Annotated in this window: 26 protein-coding genes; 12 read left to right on the top strand and 14 right to left on the bottom strand. The window is 39.6% G+C overall.

Annotated elements, in window-relative coordinates:
- Window positions 1-20: 20 nt before the first annotated feature.
- The 4 genes from ACFPZG_RS05150 (at window position 21) to ACFPZG_RS05135 (ending at window position 3,564) form a co-directional block, all read left to right on the top strand.
- Complete coding sequence (locus ACFPZG_RS05150) at window positions 21-848, top strand: phosphatidylserine decarboxylase (RefSeq protein WP_381426426.1); 828 nt, start codon at window positions 21-23, stop codon at window positions 846-848.
- Between the two features lie 35 nt (window positions 849-883).
- Window positions 884-1,372, top strand: a complete 489-nt coding sequence (locus ACFPZG_RS05145; RefSeq protein WP_283732397.1) for a DedA family protein — start codon at window positions 884-886, stop codon at window positions 1,370-1,372.
- A 209-nt stretch (window positions 1,373-1,581) separates the two neighbouring features.
- On the top strand, window positions 1,582-3,072 hold the full coding sequence (locus ACFPZG_RS05140; protein WP_283732398.1) for a catalase: 1,491 nt from the start codon (window positions 1,582-1,584) through the stop codon (window positions 3,070-3,072).
- A 153-nt stretch (window positions 3,073-3,225) separates the two neighbouring features.
- Window positions 3,226-3,564, top strand: a complete 339-nt coding sequence (locus ACFPZG_RS05135; protein WP_283732399.1) for a DUF5658 family protein — start codon at window positions 3,226-3,228, stop codon at window positions 3,562-3,564.
- Here ACFPZG_RS05135 and ACFPZG_RS05130 read toward each other — a convergent pair.
- Window positions 3,557-4,375, bottom strand: a complete 819-nt coding sequence (locus ACFPZG_RS05130; RefSeq protein WP_317941146.1) for a DUF368 domain-containing protein — start codon at window positions 4,373-4,375, stop codon at window positions 3,557-3,559. The genes ACFPZG_RS05135 and ACFPZG_RS05130 overlap by 8 nt on opposite strands.
- A 182-nt stretch (window positions 4,376-4,557) precedes the next feature.
- On the opposite strand from ACFPZG_RS05130, the gene ACFPZG_RS05125 reads away from it, so the two are divergent.
- Genes ACFPZG_RS05125 through ACFPZG_RS05115 form a run of 3 tightly spaced genes read left to right on the top strand, consistent with a single transcriptional unit; the run spans window position 4,558 to window position 5,708 of the window.
- The gene (locus ACFPZG_RS05125) at window positions 4,558-4,758 is read left to right on the top strand and encodes a helix-turn-helix transcriptional regulator (protein WP_283732400.1); all 201 of its coding nucleotides are present in this window, start codon (window positions 4,558-4,560) and stop codon (window positions 4,756-4,758) included.
- A gap of 3 nt (window positions 4,759-4,761) precedes the next feature.
- On the top strand, window positions 4,762-5,244 hold the full coding sequence (locus tag ACFPZG_RS05120; protein WP_317941147.1) for a hypothetical protein: 483 nt from the start codon (window positions 4,762-4,764) through the stop codon (window positions 5,242-5,244).
- A gap of 14 nt (window positions 5,245-5,258) precedes the next feature.
- On the top strand, window positions 5,259-5,708 hold the full coding sequence (locus ACFPZG_RS05115) for a hypothetical protein (RefSeq protein ID WP_283732402.1): 450 nt from the start codon (window positions 5,259-5,261) through the stop codon (window positions 5,706-5,708).
- Window positions 5,709-5,945: 237 nt separating this feature from the next.
- On the opposite strand, the gene trhO is transcribed toward ACFPZG_RS05115, so the two are convergent.
- Window positions 5,946-6,923 (bottom strand): oxygen-dependent tRNA uridine(34) hydroxylase TrhO, encoded by a 978-nt coding sequence (trhO, locus tag ACFPZG_RS05110; RefSeq protein ID WP_317941240.1) that lies wholly within the window; start codon window positions 6,921-6,923, stop codon window positions 5,946-5,948.
- A gap of 171 nt (window positions 6,924-7,094) precedes the next feature.
- Window positions 7,095-7,310: a hypothetical protein gene (locus ACFPZG_RS05105; protein ID WP_381426425.1), complete on the bottom strand. Its 216-nt coding sequence runs from the start codon at window positions 7,308-7,310 to the stop codon at window positions 7,095-7,097.
- Window positions 7,311-7,456: 146 nt separating this feature from the next.
- Between ACFPZG_RS05105 and ACFPZG_RS05100 the strand changes: the two genes are divergently transcribed.
- From ACFPZG_RS05100 to ACFPZG_RS05090, 3 genes are all read left to right on the top strand, one after another.
- Window positions 7,457-8,953, top strand: coding sequence for a polysaccharide deacetylase family protein (locus ACFPZG_RS05100; protein ID WP_283732403.1), 1,497 nt, complete (start codon window positions 7,457-7,459; stop codon window positions 8,951-8,953).
- Window positions 8,954-9,040: 87 nt separating this feature from the next.
- Window positions 9,041-9,436, top strand: coding sequence for a GntR family transcriptional regulator (locus tag ACFPZG_RS05095; protein WP_317941241.1), 396 nt, complete (start codon window positions 9,041-9,043; stop codon window positions 9,434-9,436).
- Window positions 9,433-10,539 (top strand): DUF1648 domain-containing protein, encoded by a 1,107-nt coding sequence (locus tag ACFPZG_RS05090; RefSeq protein WP_317941242.1) that lies wholly within the window; start codon window positions 9,433-9,435, stop codon window positions 10,537-10,539. Before ACFPZG_RS05095 ends, ACFPZG_RS05090 begins: the two co-directional genes overlap by 4 nt.
- A 32-nt stretch (window positions 10,540-10,571) precedes the next feature.
- Here ACFPZG_RS05090 and ACFPZG_RS05085 read toward each other — a convergent pair whose 3' ends face one another.
- From ACFPZG_RS05085 to ACFPZG_RS05075, 3 genes are all read right to left on the bottom strand, one after another.
- Complete coding sequence (locus ACFPZG_RS05085) at window positions 10,572-11,555, bottom strand: NAD(P)/FAD-dependent oxidoreductase (RefSeq protein ID WP_317941243.1); 984 nt, start codon at window positions 11,553-11,555, stop codon at window positions 10,572-10,574.
- Between the two features lie 276 nt (window positions 11,556-11,831).
- The gene (locus ACFPZG_RS05080) at window positions 11,832-12,119 is read right to left on the bottom strand and encodes a DUF6509 family protein (RefSeq protein ID WP_283732407.1); all 288 of its coding nucleotides are present in this window, start codon (window positions 12,117-12,119) and stop codon (window positions 11,832-11,834) included.
- 39 nt (window positions 12,120-12,158) lie between these two features.
- The gene (locus ACFPZG_RS05075) at window positions 12,159-12,626 is read right to left on the bottom strand and encodes a hypothetical protein (protein WP_317941244.1); all 468 of its coding nucleotides are present in this window, start codon (window positions 12,624-12,626) and stop codon (window positions 12,159-12,161) included.
- 104 nt (window positions 12,627-12,730) lie between these two features.
- On the opposite strand from ACFPZG_RS05075, the gene ACFPZG_RS05070 reads away from it, so the two are divergent.
- Window positions 12,731-14,428, top strand: a complete 1,698-nt coding sequence (locus tag ACFPZG_RS05070; protein ID WP_283732409.1) for a M3 family oligoendopeptidase — start codon at window positions 12,731-12,733, stop codon at window positions 14,426-14,428.
- 39 nt (window positions 14,429-14,467) lie between these two features.
- Here ACFPZG_RS05070 and ACFPZG_RS05065 read toward each other — a convergent pair whose 3' ends face one another.
- The 5 genes from ACFPZG_RS05065 to ACFPZG_RS05045 form a co-directional block, all read right to left on the bottom strand.
- A complete protein-coding gene (locus tag ACFPZG_RS05065) occupies window positions 14,468-16,012 on the bottom strand; it encodes a GGDEF domain-containing protein (protein ID WP_317941245.1) in 1,545 nt (514 codons plus the stop codon).
- 104 nt (window positions 16,013-16,116) lie between these two features.
- On the bottom strand, window positions 16,117-17,796 hold the full coding sequence (locus ACFPZG_RS05060) for a formate--tetrahydrofolate ligase (protein ID WP_317941246.1): 1,680 nt from the start codon (window positions 17,794-17,796) through the stop codon (window positions 16,117-16,119).
- 205 nt (window positions 17,797-18,001) lie between these two features.
- Window positions 18,002-18,736, bottom strand: a complete 735-nt coding sequence (locus tag ACFPZG_RS05055) for a metallophosphoesterase (RefSeq protein ID WP_381426424.1) — start codon at window positions 18,734-18,736, stop codon at window positions 18,002-18,004.
- Window positions 18,737-18,859: 123 nt separating this feature from the next.
- Entirely contained in the window at window positions 18,860-19,354 is a 495-nt protein-coding gene (locus tag ACFPZG_RS05050) for a helix-turn-helix domain-containing protein (protein ID WP_317941248.1), read from the bottom strand.
- An 84-nt stretch (window positions 19,355-19,438) separates the two neighbouring features.
- Complete coding sequence (locus ACFPZG_RS05045) at window positions 19,439-19,924, bottom strand: dUTP diphosphatase (RefSeq protein ID WP_283732414.1); 486 nt, start codon at window positions 19,922-19,924, stop codon at window positions 19,439-19,441.
- Between the two features lie 91 nt (window positions 19,925-20,015).
- Between ACFPZG_RS05045 and ACFPZG_RS05040 the strand changes: the two genes are divergently transcribed.
- On the top strand, window positions 20,016-20,399 hold the full coding sequence (locus ACFPZG_RS05040; protein WP_283732415.1) for a sigma-w pathway protein ysdB: 384 nt from the start codon (window positions 20,016-20,018) through the stop codon (window positions 20,397-20,399).
- Between the two features lie 22 nt (window positions 20,400-20,421).
- On the opposite strand, the gene ACFPZG_RS05035 is transcribed toward ACFPZG_RS05040, so the two are convergent.
- From ACFPZG_RS05035 to rpmI, 3 genes are all read right to left on the bottom strand, one after another.
- Complete coding sequence (locus ACFPZG_RS05035) at window positions 20,422-20,721, bottom strand: DUF1294 domain-containing protein (RefSeq protein ID WP_283732416.1); 300 nt, start codon at window positions 20,719-20,721, stop codon at window positions 20,422-20,424.
- A 139-nt stretch (window positions 20,722-20,860) separates the two neighbouring features.
- Window positions 20,861-21,220 carry a 50S ribosomal protein L20 gene (gene rplT / locus ACFPZG_RS05030; protein WP_317941249.1) on the bottom strand — a complete coding sequence of 120 codons (360 nt, stop codon included), beginning with the start codon at window positions 21,218-21,220 and terminating at the stop codon, window positions 20,861-20,863.
- Between the two features lie 49 nt (window positions 21,221-21,269).
- Complete coding sequence (gene rpmI, locus ACFPZG_RS05025; RefSeq protein ID WP_041075504.1) at window positions 21,270-21,470, bottom strand: 50S ribosomal protein L35; 201 nt, start codon at window positions 21,468-21,470, stop codon at window positions 21,270-21,272.
- Window positions 21,471-21,472 lie beyond the last annotated feature (2 nt).

Below are 21,472 nucleotides of genomic sequence, written 5' to 3'. Positions count from 1 at the left end.
AATGATTCCTCCATCTTAGTATGGTTGATTTATTTAAAGCATTGGAGACTGATGGAATGAAAAAAGCATTGTTCAAATACTTTGTAGAACTAACCGGGCATCCTGTTTCTTCTTCGCTATTAAAGTCCGTGACAAGCTCTCGGTTTAGTCGAAAGCTGATAAAACCTTTCGCTCGGACATATACTATCAATGAGGAAGAAGCTGAGTTTCCTATTGAACATTATGATAGCCTTCAAGCCTATTTTACGCGAAATTTAAAACAAGGTGCACGTCCAATCGACTTTCAAGATGAAATATTGATATCCCCGGTAGATGGAATTCTGAGTGCTTCCGGTACAATCGAGCGAGATCAGACTTTCATGATCAAAGATTATCTATATAGTATAAAACAAATTTTGGGAGATGACCAGATAGCAAATGTCTATGAAGGTGGATTCTTTTATGTATTTTACCTTTCACCAAGAGATTATCATCATTTCCACTATCCATACGACGGCAAATTGTTATCTCGATACGCTCTTGGCACAACTTCATTTCCAGTAAATGATTTAGGGCTGCGTCTTGGCAATCAACCTTTCGCTACAAATTATCGGCTCATTTCTGAACTATCGACTTCGCACGGCAAAATCGCAATGATTAAGGTGGGTGCCCTTAATGTCAATAGCATCCACATAAATGATTCATCGAAGGAATGCCGAAAAGGAGAGGAGTTCGGTTACTTTTCTTTTGGTTCTACAGTCATTTTATTACTTGAGAATAAAAACGCATTCCAATCTACCATCTCGACAAATTCTGAGGTAAGATTGGGACAGTCGATTGGAGAATGGAAGCTTACTCCCCGCACCTAAGAATCACGGAAATCTTCACAAGAAGGGGGAAAGATATGCTACAATTCAATGATTTTATTCTTCATTATGGTTATTTTGCTGTTTACTTCTTTTTAGCTTTAGGCATATTCGGATTACCCCTTCCCGACGAACTCGTAGTTGCATTCATTGGACATTTAACTTCGATTGGGACATTAAATTATCCTGCCGCATTAATTATTACCATTTTAGGTGTGATGACAGGAACAGTTTTCACCTATGCTTTGGGTAGAAATCTAGGAAAGCCTTTATTGACTAAATATGGAAAATGGTTCAGACTATCCCCTAACCGGCTTCAGCGTGTGGATCGATGGTTTGAAAAATATGGACCATGGGCAGTAACTTTGGGGTATTTTGTACCTGGGATGAGACATATCATCTGTTATTTATCAGGAAGTGCTGAAATGGATATGCGGCGATATTTGATTTTCGCATCAATTGGTACTGGTGTTTCAACGGTTATTTGTTTATCAATTGGTTATTGGATCAAATTTCCATTTCAGTAAATAAAGAAGCGATTTAGCGAAGGTACCCTTTGGTTGGGTACCTTCATTTTTTATCATCCTATAATTGATAACTCTTGGACTTCCTATTATTCAGATATAAATAGCCATTCTTTATCGATAATTATTATAAATAACTGTAGTATTCATATACTACATATGCTATAGTTGGAGGTGAAGATACAAGACTATTAGTCAAGGAGGCATTATCAATGACGAATAATGATAATCATTCTCAAAGAAGGTTGACTACCGCAGCTGGTGCTCCAGTAGTCGACAACCAAAACTCTATGACAGCAGGTCCACGCGGTCCAGTCCTTTTACAGGATGTATGGCTACTTGAAAAACTTGCCCACTTTGATCGCGAAGTCATTCCTGAGCGCCGCATGCACGCAAAAGGTTCAGGTGCATATGGAACATTTACGGTAACTAATGATATTTCTAAATATACAAAGGCCAAGCTCTTCTCTGAAGTTGGAAAACAAACAGAGATGTTTGCCCGCTTCTCTACTGTAGCCGGCGAACGTGGTGCGGCTGATGCTGAACGTGATATCCGTGGTTTCGCTCTTAAGTTCTATACAGAAGAAGGTAACTGGGATTTAGTCGGAAACAACACACCGGTTTTTTTCTTCAGGGATCCACTTCAATTCCCTGACTTGAACCATGCCGTTAAACGGGATCCACGTACAAATATGCGTAGTGCAACAAACAACTGGGATTTCTGGACATCCCTGCCTGAGGCACTACACCAAATTACAATCGTCATGAGTGACCGCGGAATTCCACAAACATATCGTCATATGCATGGATTCGGCAGCCACACATACAGTATGATCAATGCTGATAACGAGCGTGTATGGATCAAGTTCCATTTCCGTTCCCAACAAGGAATTGAAAATCTGACTGACGAACAAGCTACAGAGTTGATCGGTACTGACCGTGAAACACACCAACGCGACCTGCTTGAAGCAATCGACAATGGGGACTTCCCGAAATGGAAGATGTATATCCAAGTAATGACAGAGGACGAAGCATTGAACATGCCTTATAATCCATTTGACTTAACTAAAGTTTGGTATAAAGGTGACTTCCCTCTTATTGAAGTTGGTGAGTTCGAATTGAATCGTAATCCTAACAACTACTTTGCAGAAGTTGAACAAGCAGCATTTACTCCTGCAGCTATCGTGCCTGGGATCGGTTTCTCACCAGATAAGATGTTGCAAGCAAGATTGTTCTCATATGGCGACGCACAAAGATACCGTCTTGGTGTAAACCATCACCAAATTCCTGTAAACGCACCGAAGTGCCCATTCCATAGTTTCCACCGCGATGGAGCAATGCGTGTTGACGGAAATCACGGAGGCAGAACTTCTTATGAGCCAAATAGCTTCGGCGAATGGAGAGAGCAACCGGACTTCAAAGAGCCACCACTTAAAGTATATGGAGATGCCGCACATTGGGATTTCCGTGAAGACGATGATGACTACTTCACACAACCTGGTAAATTGTTCAACTTGATGGACGATGATCAGAAGGAAAGACTTTTCGGAAATACTGCACGTAATTTAGGTGATGCACCTAAGGAAATTAAGTACAAACATATTCGACACTGCTATCTTGCTGATCCGGCTTACGGAGAAGGAGTCGCGAATGCATTAGGCATTCCGATGAGTGATGTTTTAGAACAAGAAACTGTAAAATAAGAAAACGCCAACGTACGGGGAGCCTCTCCCCTATCGTTGGCGTTTTCTTTAATTTATCTTCTTGCCAAATAATTGGCCCGCATGGAATAAAACCCTCTTCCACTTCATATCCTAACAGTTATAGAAAGTTACAAAACAGGAGAGATGATGAAGATGGAAACAGCAAAAACTCTTCCACAATCCAAGGATCGATTATTGAATACATGTTTTCTTCTTTTTTGTTTATGTTTGATGGATGCCCTCTTCACTGATCTTGGATTGCGCAATGGTCATATCCAAGAATCGAATCCATTCGTTAGATACATATACGATTTAAGCATTGTTCTTTTTTATTTTGTAAAATTAAGTCTGCCATTTTTCTTATTCACATTAATGCGTTTCGTAAAACCATCATCTAATTTGAAAAACTTAATCGTCATAGCGATTATCGTCTATGTTGTGGTAATTAGCATTCATATTTCCTGGATTGTAATTATGACAGCTTTCATTTAGATGAAGGACTTGCTGAATTGAAGATATTGGCAACAATCAGCCCCGTGATGAGTGCAATAATGCTCATCACGAACGGGGTTCCGCTTTCCGGTATCCCAGGATAGATGACAAATATTGATCCAATGATCAAACCAATAATGCTTGCGAATGTTGCATAGGTATAGTTTTCCAACAGAAAACGAATTACTTTACTGCTGACAATAAAACCAACTATAACACCAGTCCCAATGACAATGATAATGGGGATGTTGAGCGTAGAAAGCGCATTGATCGCAGTCGAATATACACCAAGCAGGAGTAAGATAAAAGAGCCGCTAACACCAGGTAAGAGCATTGCCATGCTACCTAACCATCCTGCAAAGAAAAGGCCCAACACATTTTTCAACGTCAATGAAGTAATTACTGTAGAATCAGCCGGACTTATAAAAGAAGTCGAAGCAAGAGCTGCCCCAACAACAAGCAACAAGATATAATGTCCAAACTTAAAATTCTTTTTCATACCCGCCTGTTTCGAGATGAACGGAATAACACCGATGATCAGTCCAAGAAAGAAGAATTGCGTAGGCTGATGATAATTTTTTAATAAGAAGTCGATTACCCGACTAAAGAGCAATAATGTAAGACCAATGCCAATAGCAAGCGGCATTAAAAATCCAATATGTTTTTTCCAGTCCCGGCTGAAAAATCCGCTGATCGCGGTTAATAACCGATCATATATACCAAGTATGAACGCTATTGTTCCTCCGCTCACGCCTGGAATCAAGTCGCTGATTCCCATTAAGAATCCACGATAAATATTTTTCCATTCCATAAATCCATTTCCTCCAGTATTATTTCTGTGATAGTAGTATACCATTTACCCATTGTCGACAACCATTTAAAGTACAGTAGGACTATTTTTATTTTTCTCACATATGTATGGTTGACTTTACATATTGTAAAGTGTACTATACACACAAGTGATAGTTTCCATTCAGCAGAGGAGGCTTCGATTTGATTAAAAATCGTGTGAAAGAGCTACGGGCACGTTTTGATATTACGCAAGGTGAATTGGCAGATTTAGTTGGTGTGACGAGACAAACAATTGTCGCGTTGGAAAAAGGGAGTTACACCCCTTCCCTGCTTTTAGCTATGAACCTGGCTGAAGTTTTCAAACTGCCGATCGAGGAAATATTTTCGAAGGAGGAGAGTTGAAAAATGAAAATGAATATCGCTGTTTTTTTACGGATTATGTTGTTCATTTCACTATCTGTAATGGTTTACGATTATTTAAAGTTAGAGCAAAGTTTTATTCAGATGGAACGAGGGTTTATTGATGGATTCAGCTTGTACATCTCCCCATGGCCTGGTCTATTTGTCATAATAACCACCATACTTTTTTTAGTCGCCAACATTGTCCTAGTGATTATCGTTTGGAGAAATAAAAATGCCGATAAACGTTCATTTCTCACCTTCGAATATGATGTTTCTGACGAAAGGGCTGTCGGCAATACAAGAAAAGCAGTTAGTCATGCGTTTTCTATTCTACTTATCTATTCACTATTAATGATTGGATCATATATGTACATCCCAAATTATTTCGTCGACCATATTTGGTACCCACTCTTTACAACTGCATCAATCCCTATTGTCGGATTGATTTCGTATCTCATTGTTTATAAAGTACTGCAATACAAGTGAAAGGTGAGGTTTCTATGAGAGACTTAACAATTGCGATTGTACTGCGAATCATGTTAATCGTAGCATTCTGCCTGCTTATGTTTAGTGTTCTTCATAATACAGGTGCAAACCATAATAGTTCTCATCTTTACTTTCAAGCATTTGTCCTACTTTCCTTGTTATTAATCTATTTCCATCAAAGGAAACATATCAAGAAAAATGGCGGAAGAATCGCCTTCTACGGGCATCTCATCCCGGAATTCAATCCGAAAGATGAACGGGAACAACAAATTAGCGGAGACGCTTATAAAATCGCCTTTTCTACAATGCTTGTTATCTCTGTTGTCGTCATTTCGAGCGTTGCCTTCTTTCAAATATTTGATGGTATATTGCAGCCGCTCTTCATATTTTTAAGTATCGGCTTTATTCCGATATCTGGCTTGCTCGCGTACTTCTTCTCCTACCGGCATCATTATAAAAAATAATCGGGGCTTGCTTTGGACGTGGGAGTTTCTGAAACCGCTTGTTTATTCTTGAATCCGCTCGTTAATTCTTGAATCCGCTCGTTTATTCCTGAATCCGCTCGTTTATTCCTGAATCCGCTCGTTTATTTCTGAATCCGCTCGTTTATTCTTGAATCCGCTCGTTTATTTCTGAATCCGCTCGTTTATTACAAAAAAACTGTCCATAAAGTCGTTATATCGACTTTATGAACAGTCCCATTAATTTGCAATCTTTTCTTCATTACGACGTTTTTCGATTTCTTCCATACGTGCATCGAACTCTTCCACCGTCATATTCAGCTCAACAAAATAGCGGTTGCGCGGATGGACACGACACTCGTCCGAACAACTGCGCATATACAAACGCTCATTTTCTTCAGAGCTAAGGATCTTCTTATTACATTCAGGATTCGCACAGTTCACATAGCGTTCGCAAGGTGTACCGTCAAAATGATCGCGGCCGACGATAACATGCTCAACCTGGTTCACAGGTACAGCAATCCTTTCGTCAAATACATAACATTGACCGTCCCATAGTTGGCCTTTCGCCACAGGGTCTTTACCGTACGTTACGATTCCGCCTTCCAAGTGCGCAACGTCTTCAAACCCTTCACGCTTCATCCAGCCTGTGAATTTCTCACATCTGATTCCACCCGTGCAATAGGCAAGGACTTTTTTACCTTCAAAAAGTTCTTTATTTTCACGAACCCATTCAGGAAGATCGCGGAAATTTTCAATATCAGGACGAATCGCCCCTCTGAAATGTCCAAGATCATATTCATAATCATTTCTTGTGTCAAACACAACTGTGTTTTCGTCTTGCATAGCTTTTAAGAATTCTTCAGGCTTCAAATATTGTCCTGTCAATTCCAGAGGATTGACATCCTCTTCAAGGCTTAAGTTCACAATTTCATCTCTATGACGCACGTGCATTTTTTTGAATGCATGTCCGTCAGTCTCATCGATTTTGAACCAAAGATCTTTGAAGCGCTCATCGCTATGCATCATAGCCATATACGCATCGGTTTGTTCAATAGTGCCTGAACAAGTTCCGTTTATGCCTTCGGTTCCGACAAGAATACGACCTTTCAATCCATTTTCTTTACAAAACGCCAAATGTTCGGCAGCAAATGTTTCTGGGTCTTCGATGTGTACGTATTTATAGTACAACAATACCCGATATGCTCCTTTTTCCATTTCTTCGACCACCTTCTGTTTGTTTTCTTTGCAGTAGAATTAACAGCCTGATCGGTTTTACAACTATTTAATTGTAAACACATGACAGCTCGCCCGTATTTGCAAGATCCGGGCCTCAGACATTATATCACAAAACCCGATATTGAAAAAGTATTTAATTAATACATCTGATTATATGTTAAAGGTATTTCTTGTTGCTTGAAGTGTAGGGCGGCGACTCCTGCGAACGCCGTAACGAAGGACGGCGTTTGCGAGCAAAAGCGCAGCGTTGCGAGCAATGTTTATTGCGACCCCAAGGGAGCAGGAATGCCAGAACGGATGCCCGCGGAAAGCAACTACTTTTTTTATAAAATCATAATCTTTTCCTTTTAAATCTAATTGTTTCATAGCAAGGATGGTGTATACTATGAGTATCGAAGATTCGACATTTTTTTTGAGAGTCTGAAACTATCTATCATATCTTCACGTCTAACAAAATAGAAGGCCTGATTAATTAGGTTCCATTGAAATAATGATAAAGGGAGTCCCGCATTATGAAAAAGCTACGCCACAAAACTCGGTCCATTTGGATTGATATTATCTTTTCCTCGACGATAATTCTATTAACCGTTACTGCGATTCTTTTAATCTTATCATCAAATAAAAATCACACTGCTTCAACTCCCATTGTTAATGAAGAAGAACCAACTGTGGCTTCATCAATAGAAACAGAAGTGATAGATTCCAATTATCCAGGTATTAAAATTGTAACCAAAACATCAAATGACAAAAAAGCCCCTTTTGCTATCCAATATCCCCAAAGTACAATTGATTCTTTTAATGAAAGAGTTCTAAATTATGTAATGAACGTTCAAGAAGAATATAAGGAAACAATGAACAACAAAAGTCTTCTCGATGAAAATACAAAAGGTGAATTGAATATATCCTATGAAACACTTGCGCATTCTTCAGGAAACTATTCTTTTGTACTTGTAAACAACAGTAATTTCAGTGATTCACCTAAAGGATCTACGGAAATCCGTACCTTCCATGTTAATCCCGAAACGGGAGATAGCTATTCCATATCTGATTTATTAGAGGGAGATATTGATCGATTAAGCCAATTATCTTCATTGGTGATAATGGAAATCCAAAAAGACGAAACGTTAACAGGTCATCTTCACCTTCACGAAGTTGAGCTATATACAGAACCAAATTGGAAAAATTTCCAGAACTACGCAATTACCGACGATTCACTGATCTTTTACTTCGATGAAAATACAATAGCCGATGATTCCGTAGGACCTCCTATCATCTCTATATCTATGGTGAAAACAGCCAACCTTCTGATGGATGCTTTTAAACCGCAAGTTGAAGATATTGAAATTCCGAAAACTGAAACGCCCATTATTGATGAAAAAAAGGAAGATTCAACTGACGATACTGAATCTGATGACCCGATTGAAGATGGAGATTCTGAAGAATCAACGGAAACTATCACTAATGGTAAAAAAGTAGCTTTAACGTTTGATGACGGTCCTGATCCGAAGGTAACTATACAGATCCTAAATATACTCGAAAAGCACAATGCAAAAGCAACATTTTTCATGTTAGGCAGTCGAGTGGAATATTACCCAGAGCTTACGAAGGAAATCTTCGACGCAGGCCATGAGTTGGCAGGCCATACTTGGAATCATGCTGATTTAACAAAATTGACTCCTGAACGTATTGCAAAAGAAATTAACGATACATCTGCGATTATTGAAGAGGTGACTGGAGCAAAAGTCAAAGCATACAGACCTCCATACGGTGCTGTGAATGAAAAGGTTCGTAAGCAATCCGATCTCCCCATCATTTTATGGGATGTTGACACACGCGACTGGGAACATCGCAATTCACAAAAACTGATTCAGAATGTTAAACAAAACACAAAAGACGGCAGCATCATTCTTATGCATGACATCCACCAATCGACAGCGGACGGCCTTGACGCTATACTCACTTTCTTAGAGGATGAAGGCTATCAATTCGTTACTGTATCAGATTTATGAGTCCCTACCCTTGAACAATTCGTTCAAGGGTTTTTCTATCTTTTCCGGAAAACCTCTGTTATAATGAAGTTAGAACAGATTGGAGGGATGAAATTGTTCATTCAAATTGAACCGACATCGGAAATCCCGATATATACTCAATTGGCTAATCAATTAATCGAGTTGATAGCAACTGGAACATTACAACCTTCCGAAGCTTTGCCATCGGTCCGTTCCCTGGCGGCAGACCTCGGCGTTAACATGCATACAGTGAATAAGGCATATCATGAACTTGAACGGAAAAACATCATTCAAATCATTCCTAAGTCGGGAGCAGTCATTAATTCAATTTCAAACACTGGACCAAGCGTGTCCCAAGTCGAACTTATTAAACAATTCATGAAGCCCCTAATTGCAGAATCGATTGTCTACGGAATGGATGAGAAACAAATTTTATCAATGGCAACATCAATCATTTCAGATATTCGGAGGGAAGAAGAATGATAGTATCCATATTTCTTGCAATCATTATTTTCTTAACACTGATTCAAGCCGCAATTCCACGATTGCTTAAAAAAACTATTGTTTTCGGTGTGACGATTCCAGAATTGTATGTTGAAGATGAGAAACTGTCCAGCTATAAAAAAATCTATTCGACAATTACACTATTAGTTGGTTTGCTTGGTATACTTCTATTAGCATTTTGGGGTTTTGGCAGCCAATTACGAGAAGAAACGTTCGTCATTATCGGACTGATTATCCAGTTCAGTATTCTTATTACAAGCATGATTCTATATTTGTATTTCCATATACAAACGACTAAAAGAAAACGAGAGATGAAATGGGGAGAAAATCTTAAAAAGGTTAGGGTTGCTGATTTAGCCAGCCGGTCCAATGATGAAATGCTTCCTTCATTCATTTTCGCATTGCCTATGGCGATTACGATAGGTTTGATCGTTTATACAGTTAGCCAATATTCAGCAATGCCAGACATGATTCCCACACACTGGGGACCTAATGGGCAACCCGATGCTTTCAGTGAAAAAAGTCCATTCTCCGTCATTGCACTTTTACTAATCTTACTTGTCGTGCAGGGGATGATGGTAGCCATCAATACGTTCACGAAGAAATCCGGGGTGAAGTTAAATGCTGCAAGAAGAAATTCGTCCCGCATCCAACAATTATCCTTTAGGAAGTATACAAGTTGGTTTATGTTTTTAACGACTGTATTATTAACAATCCTTTTCGGCTTCCTTCAACTGACAACAATCCATGGTGAATTTGCAGGCTCAATGATGATGATGGTATTGCCACTTGGTTTCTTCCTTATCATCTTACTTGCAACAGCATTTTACGCATTCAAAGTCGGTCAGGGAGGTTCTCGTATTAAAACCGAAGTTATCGATGAGGAGACACCGGGCATTACAGATTTAGATGATGACCAATACTGGAAGGCCGGTGTATTTTATGTAAATAAAAACGACCCTTCCATCTTTGTTGAAAAAAGGTTCGGGGTCGGTTGGACGATTAACTTTGGCAATCCGATAGGATATTTGGTTATGATTGGACCACTTCTAATTATATTTGTAATCTCATTTTTATTATAACCCAAACAAAAAACCGGCATTTGCCGGTTTTTTTAGTTAAATACACTAGTACTATGCAATGGTTGAAGTCTTGCTTTCGGGTCGATGAATGCTTTGGCATGGTTTATGGCAGTAGGTGCTTCCCCTAATCCAACAGCAATTAGTTTCACCTTGCCATCATAGCTTGTAACGTCACCCGCAGCATAGATCCCTTCAATATTCGTTTCCATTCTTGAGTTGACAATAATCGAGTTACGATCCATGTCAAGTCCCCATTCTTTTATCGCACCAAGGGATGAAATGTTACCGTAATTGACGATTACATGATCGACCGCCACAGTCGCTTCTTGACCATCCTTTTGTGCAAGAACGACTTCCTTTACAATACCGTCTTCGCCAACAATCGATTTAACAGCGCGCGAAGTAAGCACATTCACTTTTGAAGACATCAGTTGGTTGACACTCGTTTCATGAGCAGTAAACCGTTCGCGTCTATGGACAAGGGACACGTTTGAAGCGATATCTTCAAGCATTAACGCCCAATCTACCGCTGAGTCTCCTCCACCGCAAATAAGTACTTCTTTATCTTTAAATAATGAAAGGTCTTTGATGCCGTAATGCAAAGTGCTTCCTTCAAAGTCACTTTCTTCTGCCAAACCAATTTTACGTGGTTGGAAAGCACCAATCCCTGCAGTTAATAGAATTGTACGTGTTAAATGAGTTCCTTTATCAGTTTTGAGGATGAAATGATCCCCATCACGCTCTGCGGAAATTGCAGTTTCCCCAAGAAGGATTTCAGGTTTAGAATAATGTGCTTGCGTTACAAGATTTGCAACTAAGTCCTTTGCAAGGATTTTTGGAAAACCACCTACATCATAAATATATTTGTCTGGATAAAGTTCGATAAGCTGCCCACCAAGTTGAGGAAGACTATCGATAATTTTAACGGACATTTCCCTCATGCCTGCATAAAAAGAAGCAAAAAGCCCCGTAGGTCCTCCGCCTATAATTGTAATATCGACAATTTCATTGTTCATCTATAAACACTCCAATTTTCTTTGACTTAGGATGCATGCGAAAACTGTTTTGGTGTATCCTCACCTATCTACTCTACACATTATCTACTATTTTTCAAATAAAAACACGCAATTTGATTAAGTAACAAGGGTCATTTATTATAATTTGTCACTAAAATATATTAATTATTAGTTCAAATCATTATATAATATACTACTATTTTATTGATTTAGGAGTTACTATTTGTTTTATCTAAAATGGAGGATGAGCCAAGATTTGAACTCCTCCTCCACTATTTAATCTTCCGTTAAATGTTCTACACAGAAAGCTGCAATTTCGGCTTCTTCGTCTTCCTCAAGTGCAAAGTCGAGTACCTTATCGTTTGCCCGTTCAAACAGATTGTAGGATACAACTTTCCCTTCCTCACCTTCCATTGCATAGATAACTCTGATACCTGTCCCTTGCTCTGTGTAAAGCTCATCTTCCTCATCGAACTTAACATAAATACGGAATTCAAAACGTCTTCCTGAAAGTATCCCTGTCGGATCGATTAGTTCATTCATGCTGTATTCAATAACTTCCATTTCGCTCACCCTTACATTATTTATTCCCCTTATTTTACATCAAACTGGAATGCGGAGCACAACTAATGTCTTTTCAAGTGACATCCCGTAGAAATGCCGCGACTTCCCATAGAACCACCACGACTTCCCATTGAACCAACACGACTTCCCATAGAACCGCCACGACTTCCCATTGAACACGCGAAACTTCCCATTAGAGCACGCGCGACTTCCCATTGAACCACAGCAACTTCCCATTGAACCGCCACGACTTCCCATTGAACCGCCACGACTTCCCATTGAACACGCGAAACTTCCCATTAGAGCACGCGCGACTTCCCATTGAACCACAGCAACTTCCCGTTGAACCGCCACGACTTCCCATAGAACCGCCACGACTTCCCATAGAACCGCCACGACTTCCCATAGAACCGCCACGACTTCCCGTAGAACCGCCATGACTTCCCGTAGAACCGCCATGACCTCCCATAGAACGATGCATACCTCCCTCTCCGATCTCCCATTCATTAATTAAATCCTACTTTACCAATATTTCTTTTGCATTTTCTGATTGATTGTTGAACAATGAAGATAGTGAAAAATTTTCACATTAATTAAACGGGGGTAGGAGTATGCTGAAATTTGAAGAGTACCAGTACACAAGACCGGACATGGAAAGCATCAAAAGTGAATTTAATGGATTGCTTGAACATTTCCGTTCCGCAAGTTCGTTTGAAGAACAGAACGAAGTTATCGCAAAGCTAAATGCCATCGGAAGTAATTATTCCACACATGCAAACCTGGCCTATATCCGCTCGTCCATCAACACGAATGACGAGTTCTATCAAAAAGAACGTGAATTCTTTGATGAAATCGGACCAAAATTCCAGGAGCTTGGAACATCCTTCTACAAAGAGTTGGTCGCCACTCCTTTCCGTAAGCAACTTGAAGATAAATGGGGATCGCAATTATTTGCACTGGCAGACAATGCAATCAAATCTTTCTCACCTGAGGTCCTCCCATTACTTCAAAAGGAAAATAAGCTGACTACTGAGTATGCGAAACTTGTTGCATCTGCTCAAATAGAATTCGATGGGAAAACATTAACCCTTGCACAAATCGGACCTTATGCGGAATCCACAGATCGGGATGTAAGGAAAGCAGCAATGACAGCGTCCTACTCGTTCTACGCTGAAAACGGTGAAGCGTTCGACCGTATTTATGACGATCTCGTCAAAGTCAGACATGAAATTGCAACGAAGCTTGGATTTGATAACTTTGTTGAGTTAGGTTATGCACGTATGAACAGAATTGGTTATAATGCCGAAATGGTAAAGAATTTCCGTGACCAAGTCCGAGACCATATTGTGCCACTTGCAACAAAGTTGTATAAGCGCCAAGCGGACCGTATCGGCGTAGATGAATTAAAGTTCTACGACCAATCCCTTAACTTCCTAAGCGGAAATGCAACACCGAAGGGCACGCCTGAGTGGATCATAGAAAACGGCAAAAAGATGTATGCTGAGCTTTCTACTGAAACCAATGAATTCTTCACCTATATGACGGACAAGCATCTTCTTGACCTTGAAGCAAAGAAAGGAAAAGAGACAGGCGGTTATTGCACATTCATCGATGATTATGATTCTCCATTCATCTTTTCGAACTTCAATGGAACATCCGGTGACATCGATGTTCTAACGCACGAAGCCGGTCACGCTTTCCAAGTATATTCCAGCCGTAATATCGGGATTCCGGAATATGTTTGGCCAACTCACGAAGGCGCAGAAATCCATTCCATGAGTATGGAGTTCTTCACATGGCCATGGATGGAGCTGTTCTTTGAAGATGAAACGGAAAAATACAAGTTCGCACACTTAAGCAGTGGACTGTTATTTTTACCGTACGGAGTTGCAGTTGATGAATTCCAGCACATCGTTTATGAAAACCCAGAAATGACGCCTGCTGAACGTAAGGCTGCATGGAAAAAAATCGAGAAAACGTACTTGCCAATGCGAGATTACGACGGCAATCCATATCTTGAAGCAGGTTCAATTTGGCAACGTCAATCACATATTTATGAATCGCCATTCTATTATATTGATTATACATTGGCTCAAATATGTGCTTTCCAATTCTGGAAGCGTTCATTCGAAAATCGCGAGGAAGCATGGAATGATTACTTGCACCTCTGCAAGTTAGGCGGTTCAAAAAAATTCACTGAGCTTGTTGCAGAAGCAAACCTCATTTCACCATTTGAAGACGGCTGTGTCGAATCGGTAGTCGGTTCCATCGAAGACTGGCTCAACCAAGTTGATGATAAAGCATTATAATACTAAAGGGCTGCCATTTTTCTGGCAGCCCTTTACGTTTTAACTAAAAGCAGATTCATAAAAATTGAATTGATTTTTACCTCTATCTTTTGATTCGTATAATGCCATATCCGCCTTTTTGTACAATGACTCAAATGTATCGGTTTCAGTTGCAACTACTACACCAATACTAATGGAAGTTCGGATTTTTTCATCCGATAGTTGAGCATCCATGCGTTCATTCATTGTTTGAAGTAGATGATTTGCAATGGCTTCCACGTTGGGACTGTTTTTCATATCAACCAACACCACAAATTCATCTCCTCCGACTCTCGCCGCAAAATTATCTGCTCCGATTACTTCATCGATTGTCGCGGCGGCAATTTTCAATATCCGATCGCCTTCCCCATGCCCCAATTCATCATTTACACATTTGAAATTATCCAAGTCAATCATCATCAGACCAAAACTTCTATCCTTCTGTTCAAGCCGCCTACTAATTTCATCTTCAAACGCATGACGATTATTCAGGCCCGTCAAACTATCATGGAAGGCCATATGGATTGGTTGAGATACAAGTCGTGCGATAAAGAATGACAAGCCGACAGAACCGAATAGGATAACTAACAACTGTAGAATAAATTGATTCTTATATTCTTTAAGCAGTCCTGCCATTTCTTGATTATTATAGGCAATTTCGACAACACGCTCAGTTGAAAATCCCTTTTTCTCATCTGCCGAATAAGGGATGTATCTATACGTCACCCGACCGCCATCTTCGTGCAAAACAAGTTCGTCAGGTTTGGCGCTTCCCCGTACTTTTTCAAACACTTCCTTATGTGGCGATTGAATAAACCTTTGTTCAAAGTTTTCCGTTTTAACACCAATTGGGGTTCCACCTGAGTTGTATACTGTTATCGAATTGATGGTATCATTCTCTTTCACAAGTTCGTCGATTGTATCGAGAAAATTAAACTGATTAAAAATGTCTTGGTCCTCTAACAGGAAGCCTAACTCGATAAGGTATTTATTGTCTGGCGTTGGCATATAACTGAACTTTTTAACCTCGCCGGTTCTTGACTGAATGTCCATGCCGTCAGTGGTAAACAGTGTACATTGCCGACGCTCATCCAATAGATTTGAAAACCTAGGGCAACACTCTTCGAAGTTCGTGCCAACATCTTCGACAAAACTGCTATGTATAATCGTATTTGTATGATCGAGAATGAATACATCCATCTCAAATTCTTCTTTCAACATTTCGAAATCCCAATTTCTAAAATCGGGATTATCCTCATATCGTTCAAGTAATTCCATCGTGTTGGCTTGCATCACTTCAGAGGTTTGTTCGTCAAATAGTTCGTAGATCTTGTCAATCGTTGATAAATTACCAATGATTTTATCTTCTGCCATAGAAATTTGTGTTTCCTGGGCAGTCATTATCGTTTTACGTAATTTCGTATAATCAAACACTGCGATAATGATAGAAATAATAAGTGAAAAAACGATCAGGATAATCGTAAGTTTTAATCTGAAGTTATTTAACAACTTAGAGTTTCCTTTCCATGACAATTGAATTATGCCTTTTGTATCATTATATACCATTCCAATCCTACCATCCAGGAAATTCCGCTTATATGACGAATAGAAAAGAACCGCCTTTTTTTAAAAAAAAGCGGTTCTCCTTGTTTATTAAGTTGGTATCCCTATTACATTAATCCTACTGCATTTCCTTTTTCATCTATATCCATGTTAAGTGCCGCCGGAGTTTTCGGCAAGCCAGGCATAGTCATAATATCCCCCGTTAGGCAAACAAGGAATCCAGCTCCAAGTTTTGGGATGATTTCACGAATTGTAATCGTGAAATCTTCAGGTCTTCCAAGCTTTTTAGGGTCATCTGAAAATGAGTATTGCGTCTTTGCCATGCAGACGGGAAGGATATCCCACCCATTTTGTTCTATCTGTATAAGGTCTTTTCGCGCTTTATCCGTCAAGACAATTCCTTTACCACCATACACTTTTTGAACGATAGTCGTAATTTTTTCAACTACGGACTGTTCGACATTATAAAGTGGCGCAAAGTCATTTGGTTCATCGATAAGCTCTAAAACTTGTTTAGCGAGGTCTAACCCACCTTCGCCTCCAAGTCCCCATACATCTGTCAATGCCGCACGTACGCCCTTATCCTTACACCATTTTAGAACATAATCAAGTTCCGCTGAAGAATCAGTGATAAAGCGATTCAATGCAACAACTGGTTGAACCCCGAAAGCCCTAACTGTTTCCAAATGTTTTTCCAAGTTGACGATTCCATCCATTACTGCTTGGACATTTTCTGCACCAAGATCCGATTTAGCTACCCCGCCATGCATTTTCAATGCACGGATTGTCGTTACAACTACGACTGCATCTGGTGCAAATCCACCTTTACGGGCTTTAATATCCATGAACTTCTCGGCACCTAAATCCGATCCGAAGCCAGCTTCCGTCACAACGATATCTGCGAGTTGCCTTGCAGTGTTTGTAGCCATCAACGAGTTACAACCATGTGCGATATTTGCGAATGGACCTCCATGGATTAAAGCAGGAGTTCCTTCAATTGTTTGTACGAGATTCGGTTTGAAGGCCTCCTTCAACAATAATGTAAGAGCTCCTTCAACACCGAGGTCCCTAACCGTTACTGCCTCTTTCTGATAGGTATATCCGATCACCATTTGTGATAGACGTTCTTTCAAATCTGGCAGGCTTGTTGCCAAACAGAATACAGCCATGATTTCTGAAGCTACCGTAATATCAAATCCGTCTTCCCTCGGAACTCCCTGTGTAGGACCGCCAAGACCAATTGTAATATGCCTCAATGCACGATCGTTCATATCAAGTGCACGTTTCCAAGTGATCCTTCTTGGGTCAATCCCGAGTGTATTCCCCTGATGAATATGATTATCTATAAGTGCACTAAGTGCATTATTTGCCGTTGTAATTGCATGAATATCGCCGTTGAAATGAAGGTTGATTTCCTCCATTGGCAATACTTGTGCATACCCACCCCCTGCTGCGCCGCCTTTCATGCCCATGACTGGTCCAAGTGATGGCTCACGCAAAGCAATCATCGACTTCTCACCTAATCTTGACAATGCATCAGCCAAGCCGACAGTTACAGTGGACTTCCCTTCACCCGCCGGTGTCGGACTTGTTGCCGTCACTAAAACCACCTTCCCAAACGATTGGGTAACAGGCAATTTGTTTACATCGATTTTCGCTTTGTAGCGGCCATATTGTTCCACTGCCTCTTCAGGAATACCCGCATTTTCTGCGATTTCTAGAATAGGCTTCATGACTGCTGCGTTTGCAATTGCTAAATCTGTCAATGGTTTTGCTTTTTCCGTCAAAATGACCCCAACCCTTCCCTTTTACTCTCAGTATAGATTAAATTCTTAACTTTGACCCTTATTCTATTAACTTAATCATGACAATTCAAATATATATTATTCATTAAATTGTCTGCAATTCTATCATACAACATTACCGAATTATTTTCATACTAATAACAAAAAACGCAAAGACTATTCTTTGCGCTTATGACTATGATTATGCTTATTCAGTTGAAAGCGACTTTAATGTAACAACCACTATTTCAGGTTGATTGAATACCCGTATTGGAATAATACTATTTCCAAGGCCACGGCTAATTACCAAATGGGTTCCGCTTTTTTCATGAATACCTGAAGTATATTCAGGGAACCATCCTTGTCCGGGGGCAATAAGAGCACCAATCCCCGGAATTCTAATCTGCCCTCCATGTGCATGGCCACTGAAAACAAGATCAATTCTTTTAGTCACATAGCTATCTAATTCATAAGGACGGTGTGATAGTAGCATTTTAAACATATCTTCCGGGACATCTTCAAAAGCTTTCTCCAATGCCTCTTCCACATACTGCTCCTCAGCTAACGAACTGGATAACGGATCATCTATGCCTCCAATGGCAATTTTTACTTCGTCACCAATTATTATGGATTCATTGGTCAATACATGTACACCTAACTCGTCTAACTTTCCTTTGATAAACTCGACATCATTCGTGGAAATTTCGTGATTACCTGTCACATAAAAGAAAGGTGCAACAGCTTGTAACTGTCTAATGATTTTTAGGCTTTGTTCCAGATCATATCGATTTCCATCGATAAAATCTCCAGTGATAAATATTGCGTTTGGAGATAGTTGTTTCACTTTATTCACAAGCTTCGAGTTGTCTTCACCGAATTCCGAGTCGTGAATATCCGACAATTGAACGATTCGATAATTATCGAAGGACGTTGGTATCCTCAATGACTCTATTTCGAGGAAGGTGACTCCTATCGAGGAATTTTCTTTATATAGATATAGGCCAACTAACAATGTAAGTATGAAAATAATAAGTATTGCTTTTAATTTCCCTCGTATCACTAATCTTTAAATCCAACGCTTCTTAATCTTGGCAAGCTCCAATAATTCTAAAACATCTTTTTTAGGTAATTCTGTCAAGATTGTAAGTAGTTCACGCTCTGCCAGCCGTCTACCTCTACCGCTTCGATACCGATCCTTATTCATCGCATCGACTGAACTATATAATTCTGTTAAGTTTCCATCTTGCTCATCTTCAACATTTCCAATGCTTAGATTTTCACGTAATCGTTCATAGAGCATATCCACATTTGAAGTACTATTTGTAGTAAATGCACGGGATGTATTTGGGTCCCCTAAAATCAGTTCATCAGTTGAAATATTAAACCTGTCTGAGATTTTTGCAATCCAGGCAGCTGAGGGGGCATTCTTACCTTTCTCCCAATCTTTAATCCTACTTGCTGATGTACCAATTGCCGCGCCAAAGGCCATCATTGATAAGCCTCTTTGCTCCCTAAGGGCCTTTAGTCTTACTCCAAAGTCTTCTTTACTCCAATCATTCACGGTAATGCCTCCTCCTATTTACTTATCTCTATAATATTTTCCACAGGTCGCCATGTCAATATTAATTATTTTTCTATTAAATAATTAATAGCCTGTTCGCTGCCGTTTATAATTTTCTTCATTCTTCTCTATATAAGCATTAATTATTTCAGCATAAGAAAAACCGATCTTTGAAGCTATTGAACCATAATGAATCCATACATTTTCATAGTTACCAATTGTAGGCTCATTGATGAATGTCTGAATTGATGTTATCGTACGGATAAAAACTTCCGTTAGTTCGCCATTCACTTCACCCTCTGGCCATTCTTCCAGAGAATCAAAACCCTTTTCTATGCCAAGTGATAAAATAAAATGGATGGAATCCACATATTCCTCTAAGATTACCGCTCGCTCGGATGGACCTTTTGTGCTCCAGAATTTAAAACATCTTGTTTCATTTGCTAACTCCGCAAGCTCTACAACAAGCGCAAGCCCTTTTTCCCTAAATACATCCTGTTTAATGTTCTGATTTGTTTGTATGAAACGATCTAATTCTCGCTGCATCGTGAATAAGGTTGAAAAGTTCATTTAAATCCTCCAAAATAAAAATATCTTGAAACCAATCTGATTCTCATCCGTATAGGTATGAGACTATATCTATTTGTGAGGGGATACTGTTATGGCCTTGATAATCCGTTTTGTCATCATTGCATTCATTGTCTATCTATTCTACCGGGGCATTCGTTATTTAATCGACCCCAAGCGGAAACTGGACGAGGCGTATGAACAAGAGCAATATTATTTTTATGATGATGTTAAAAATGTAAGGAAGAACTTCTTTATCACATATAAGGGTGCCCTCTTTGAAGGTGAAAAGTATTTAGGGACTACAGAAGATTCCTTTGAAGTCGTTTCAATCTTTGTCTGGGTAAAGGATGAAACAAAGTTACAAGGATTTTCTAAAGATGACTTCCATTTTTTGTCCTCTGAAATCAATTCGAATTATCCGAAAGCAGATATCAGCTGGAAAAATCCAATTGAAAAGTTAATGAAGGCCCGTTGAGTAGTGACGGGCTTTTTTAATGTTATAAGTTTCGATTATCCATTCCAAATAGATCGATGCCCAGGCTATAAACGATGATGCTTATGTAGATAATCGCTAATACTAAAAATCCGATGCGAAAATTTGTATGTCTCGTTTTATGATTGAAAACCATCATTCCGATATACGCACCAATGCCTCCTCCAAAGATTGCCAGCAGCCAAAGGTTTTTCTCCGGAATTCTTCTTCCTTTTCTTTTTGCCTGTCTTTTATCATAGCCCATTGCTGCAAATGTCCATACGGATAGGAATATAATCCAACTAATTATCACTGCCTGCATCATTCTCAACTCCCCTACCCCTATTCTACACTTTATTGAATAGACAAAGGAAGAAGAACTATTATTACTTTTATTTTTATTATTAAGACGCTAAAAAACCTCGCATCCGATAATTCGGCGCGAGGTTTTGAGGTTAAATCAATTATTTTGCAACTGATTTTTTTGCTGTTTCTGCAAGTTGTGCAAATGCTTGCGCATCTGTTACTGCAAGGTCAGCAAGCATTTTACGGTTCACTTCGATGCCAGCCAATTTAAGACCGTGCATCATTGTGCTGTATGAAAGACCATTCATACGTGCAGCCGCGTTGATACGTGTGATCCAAAGTTTACGGAAATCACGTTTTTTATTACGGCGGTCACGGTATGCATAGTTGAATGATTTCATGACCTGTTGGTTTGCTACTTTGTAAAGTCTATGTTTTGATCCAAAATAGCCTTTAGCTAATTTCAATACTCGATTACGGCGCTTGCGCGACACTGTTCCACCTTTTACGCGTGGCATAGTTCATTACCTCCTGCTATTCCTAAAGAATGTTTTAATTGTTTAAAGATTATTTCATGTATGTGATCATTTCACGGATACGTTTGTAGTCGCCTGAAGAAACAAGTGAAGCTTTACGCAAGTGGCGTTTCGCTTTTGTTGACTTGTTAGCAAAAAGGTGACTTGTATAAGCACGGCCGCGTTTCACTTTACCAGTGGCAGTTTTTTTGAAACGTTTCGCGGATCCGCGGTGAGTTTTCATTTTTGGCATGA

Origin of the sequence: Sporosarcina thermotolerans, from assembly GCF_042658975.1 — a bacterium.
GTDB lineage: Bacteria > Bacillota > Bacilli > Bacillales_A > Planococcaceae > Sporosarcina > Sporosarcina thermotolerans.
This window is presented reverse-complemented; position numbering and strand designations above follow the sequence as displayed.

Excerpts from the sequence above, each read along its gene's own strand:
- ACFPZG_RS05150 (WP_381426426.1), top strand. The coding sequence starts at position 21 with ATGGTTGATTTATTTAAAGCATTGGAGACTGATGGAATGAAAAAAGCA.
- ACFPZG_RS05145 (WP_283732397.1), top strand. The coding sequence starts at position 884 with ATGCTACAATTCAATGATTTTATTCTTCATTATGGTTATTTTGCTGTT.
- ACFPZG_RS05140 (WP_283732398.1), top strand. The coding sequence starts at position 1,582 with ATGACGAATAATGATAATCATTCTCAAAGAAGGTTGACTACCGCAGCT.
- ACFPZG_RS05135 (WP_283732399.1), top strand. The coding sequence starts at position 3,226 with ATGGAAACAGCAAAAACTCTTCCACAATCCAAGGATCGATTATTGAAT.
- ACFPZG_RS05130 (WP_317941146.1), bottom strand. The coding sequence starts at position 4,375 with ATGGAATGGAAAAATATTTATCGTGGATTCTTAATGGGAATCAGCGAC.
- ACFPZG_RS05120 (WP_317941147.1), top strand. The coding sequence starts at position 4,762 with ATGAAAATGAATATCGCTGTTTTTTTACGGATTATGTTGTTCATTTCA.
- ACFPZG_RS05115 (WP_283732402.1), top strand. The coding sequence starts at position 5,259 with ATGAGAGACTTAACAATTGCGATTGTACTGCGAATCATGTTAATCGTA.
- trhO (WP_317941240.1), bottom strand. The coding sequence starts at position 6,923 with ATGGAAAAAGGAGCATATCGGGTATTGTTGTACTATAAATACGTACAC.
- ACFPZG_RS05105 (WP_381426425.1), bottom strand. The coding sequence starts at position 7,310 with ATGAAACAATTAGATTTAAAAGGAAAAGATTATGATTTTATAAAAAAA.
- ACFPZG_RS05100 (WP_283732403.1), top strand. The coding sequence starts at position 7,457 with ATGAAAAAGCTACGCCACAAAACTCGGTCCATTTGGATTGATATTATC.
- ACFPZG_RS05095 (WP_317941241.1), top strand. The coding sequence starts at position 9,041 with ATGAAATTGTTCATTCAAATTGAACCGACATCGGAAATCCCGATATAT.
- ACFPZG_RS05090 (WP_317941242.1), top strand. The coding sequence starts at position 9,433 with ATGATAGTATCCATATTTCTTGCAATCATTATTTTCTTAACACTGATT.
- ACFPZG_RS05085 (WP_317941243.1), bottom strand. The coding sequence starts at position 11,555 with ATGAACAATGAAATTGTCGATATTACAATTATAGGCGGAGGACCTACG.
- ACFPZG_RS05080 (WP_283732407.1), bottom strand. The coding sequence starts at position 12,119 with ATGGAAGTTATTGAATACAGCATGAATGAACTAATCGATCCGACAGGG.
- ACFPZG_RS05075 (WP_317941244.1), bottom strand. The coding sequence starts at position 12,626 with ATGAATGGGAGATCGGAGAGGGAGGTATGCATCGTTCTATGGGAGGTC.
- ACFPZG_RS05070 (WP_283732409.1), top strand. The coding sequence starts at position 12,731 with ATGCTGAAATTTGAAGAGTACCAGTACACAAGACCGGACATGGAAAGC.
- ACFPZG_RS05065 (WP_317941245.1), bottom strand. The coding sequence starts at position 16,012 with ATGGTATATAATGATACAAAAGGCATAATTCAATTGTCATGGAAAGGA.
- ACFPZG_RS05045 (WP_283732414.1), bottom strand. The coding sequence starts at position 19,924 with ATGAACTTTTCAACCTTATTCACGATGCAGCGAGAATTAGATCGTTTC.
- ACFPZG_RS05040 (WP_283732415.1), top strand. The coding sequence starts at position 20,016 with ATGGCCTTGATAATCCGTTTTGTCATCATTGCATTCATTGTCTATCTA.
- ACFPZG_RS05035 (WP_283732416.1), bottom strand. The coding sequence starts at position 20,721 with ATGATGCAGGCAGTGATAATTAGTTGGATTATATTCCTATCCGTATGG.
- rplT (WP_317941249.1), bottom strand. The coding sequence starts at position 21,220 with ATGCCACGCGTAAAAGGTGGAACAGTGTCGCGCAAGCGCCGTAATCGA.
- rpmI (WP_041075504.1), bottom strand. The coding sequence starts at position 21,470 with ATGCCAAAAATGAAAACTCACCGCGGATCCGCGAAACGTTTCAAAAAA.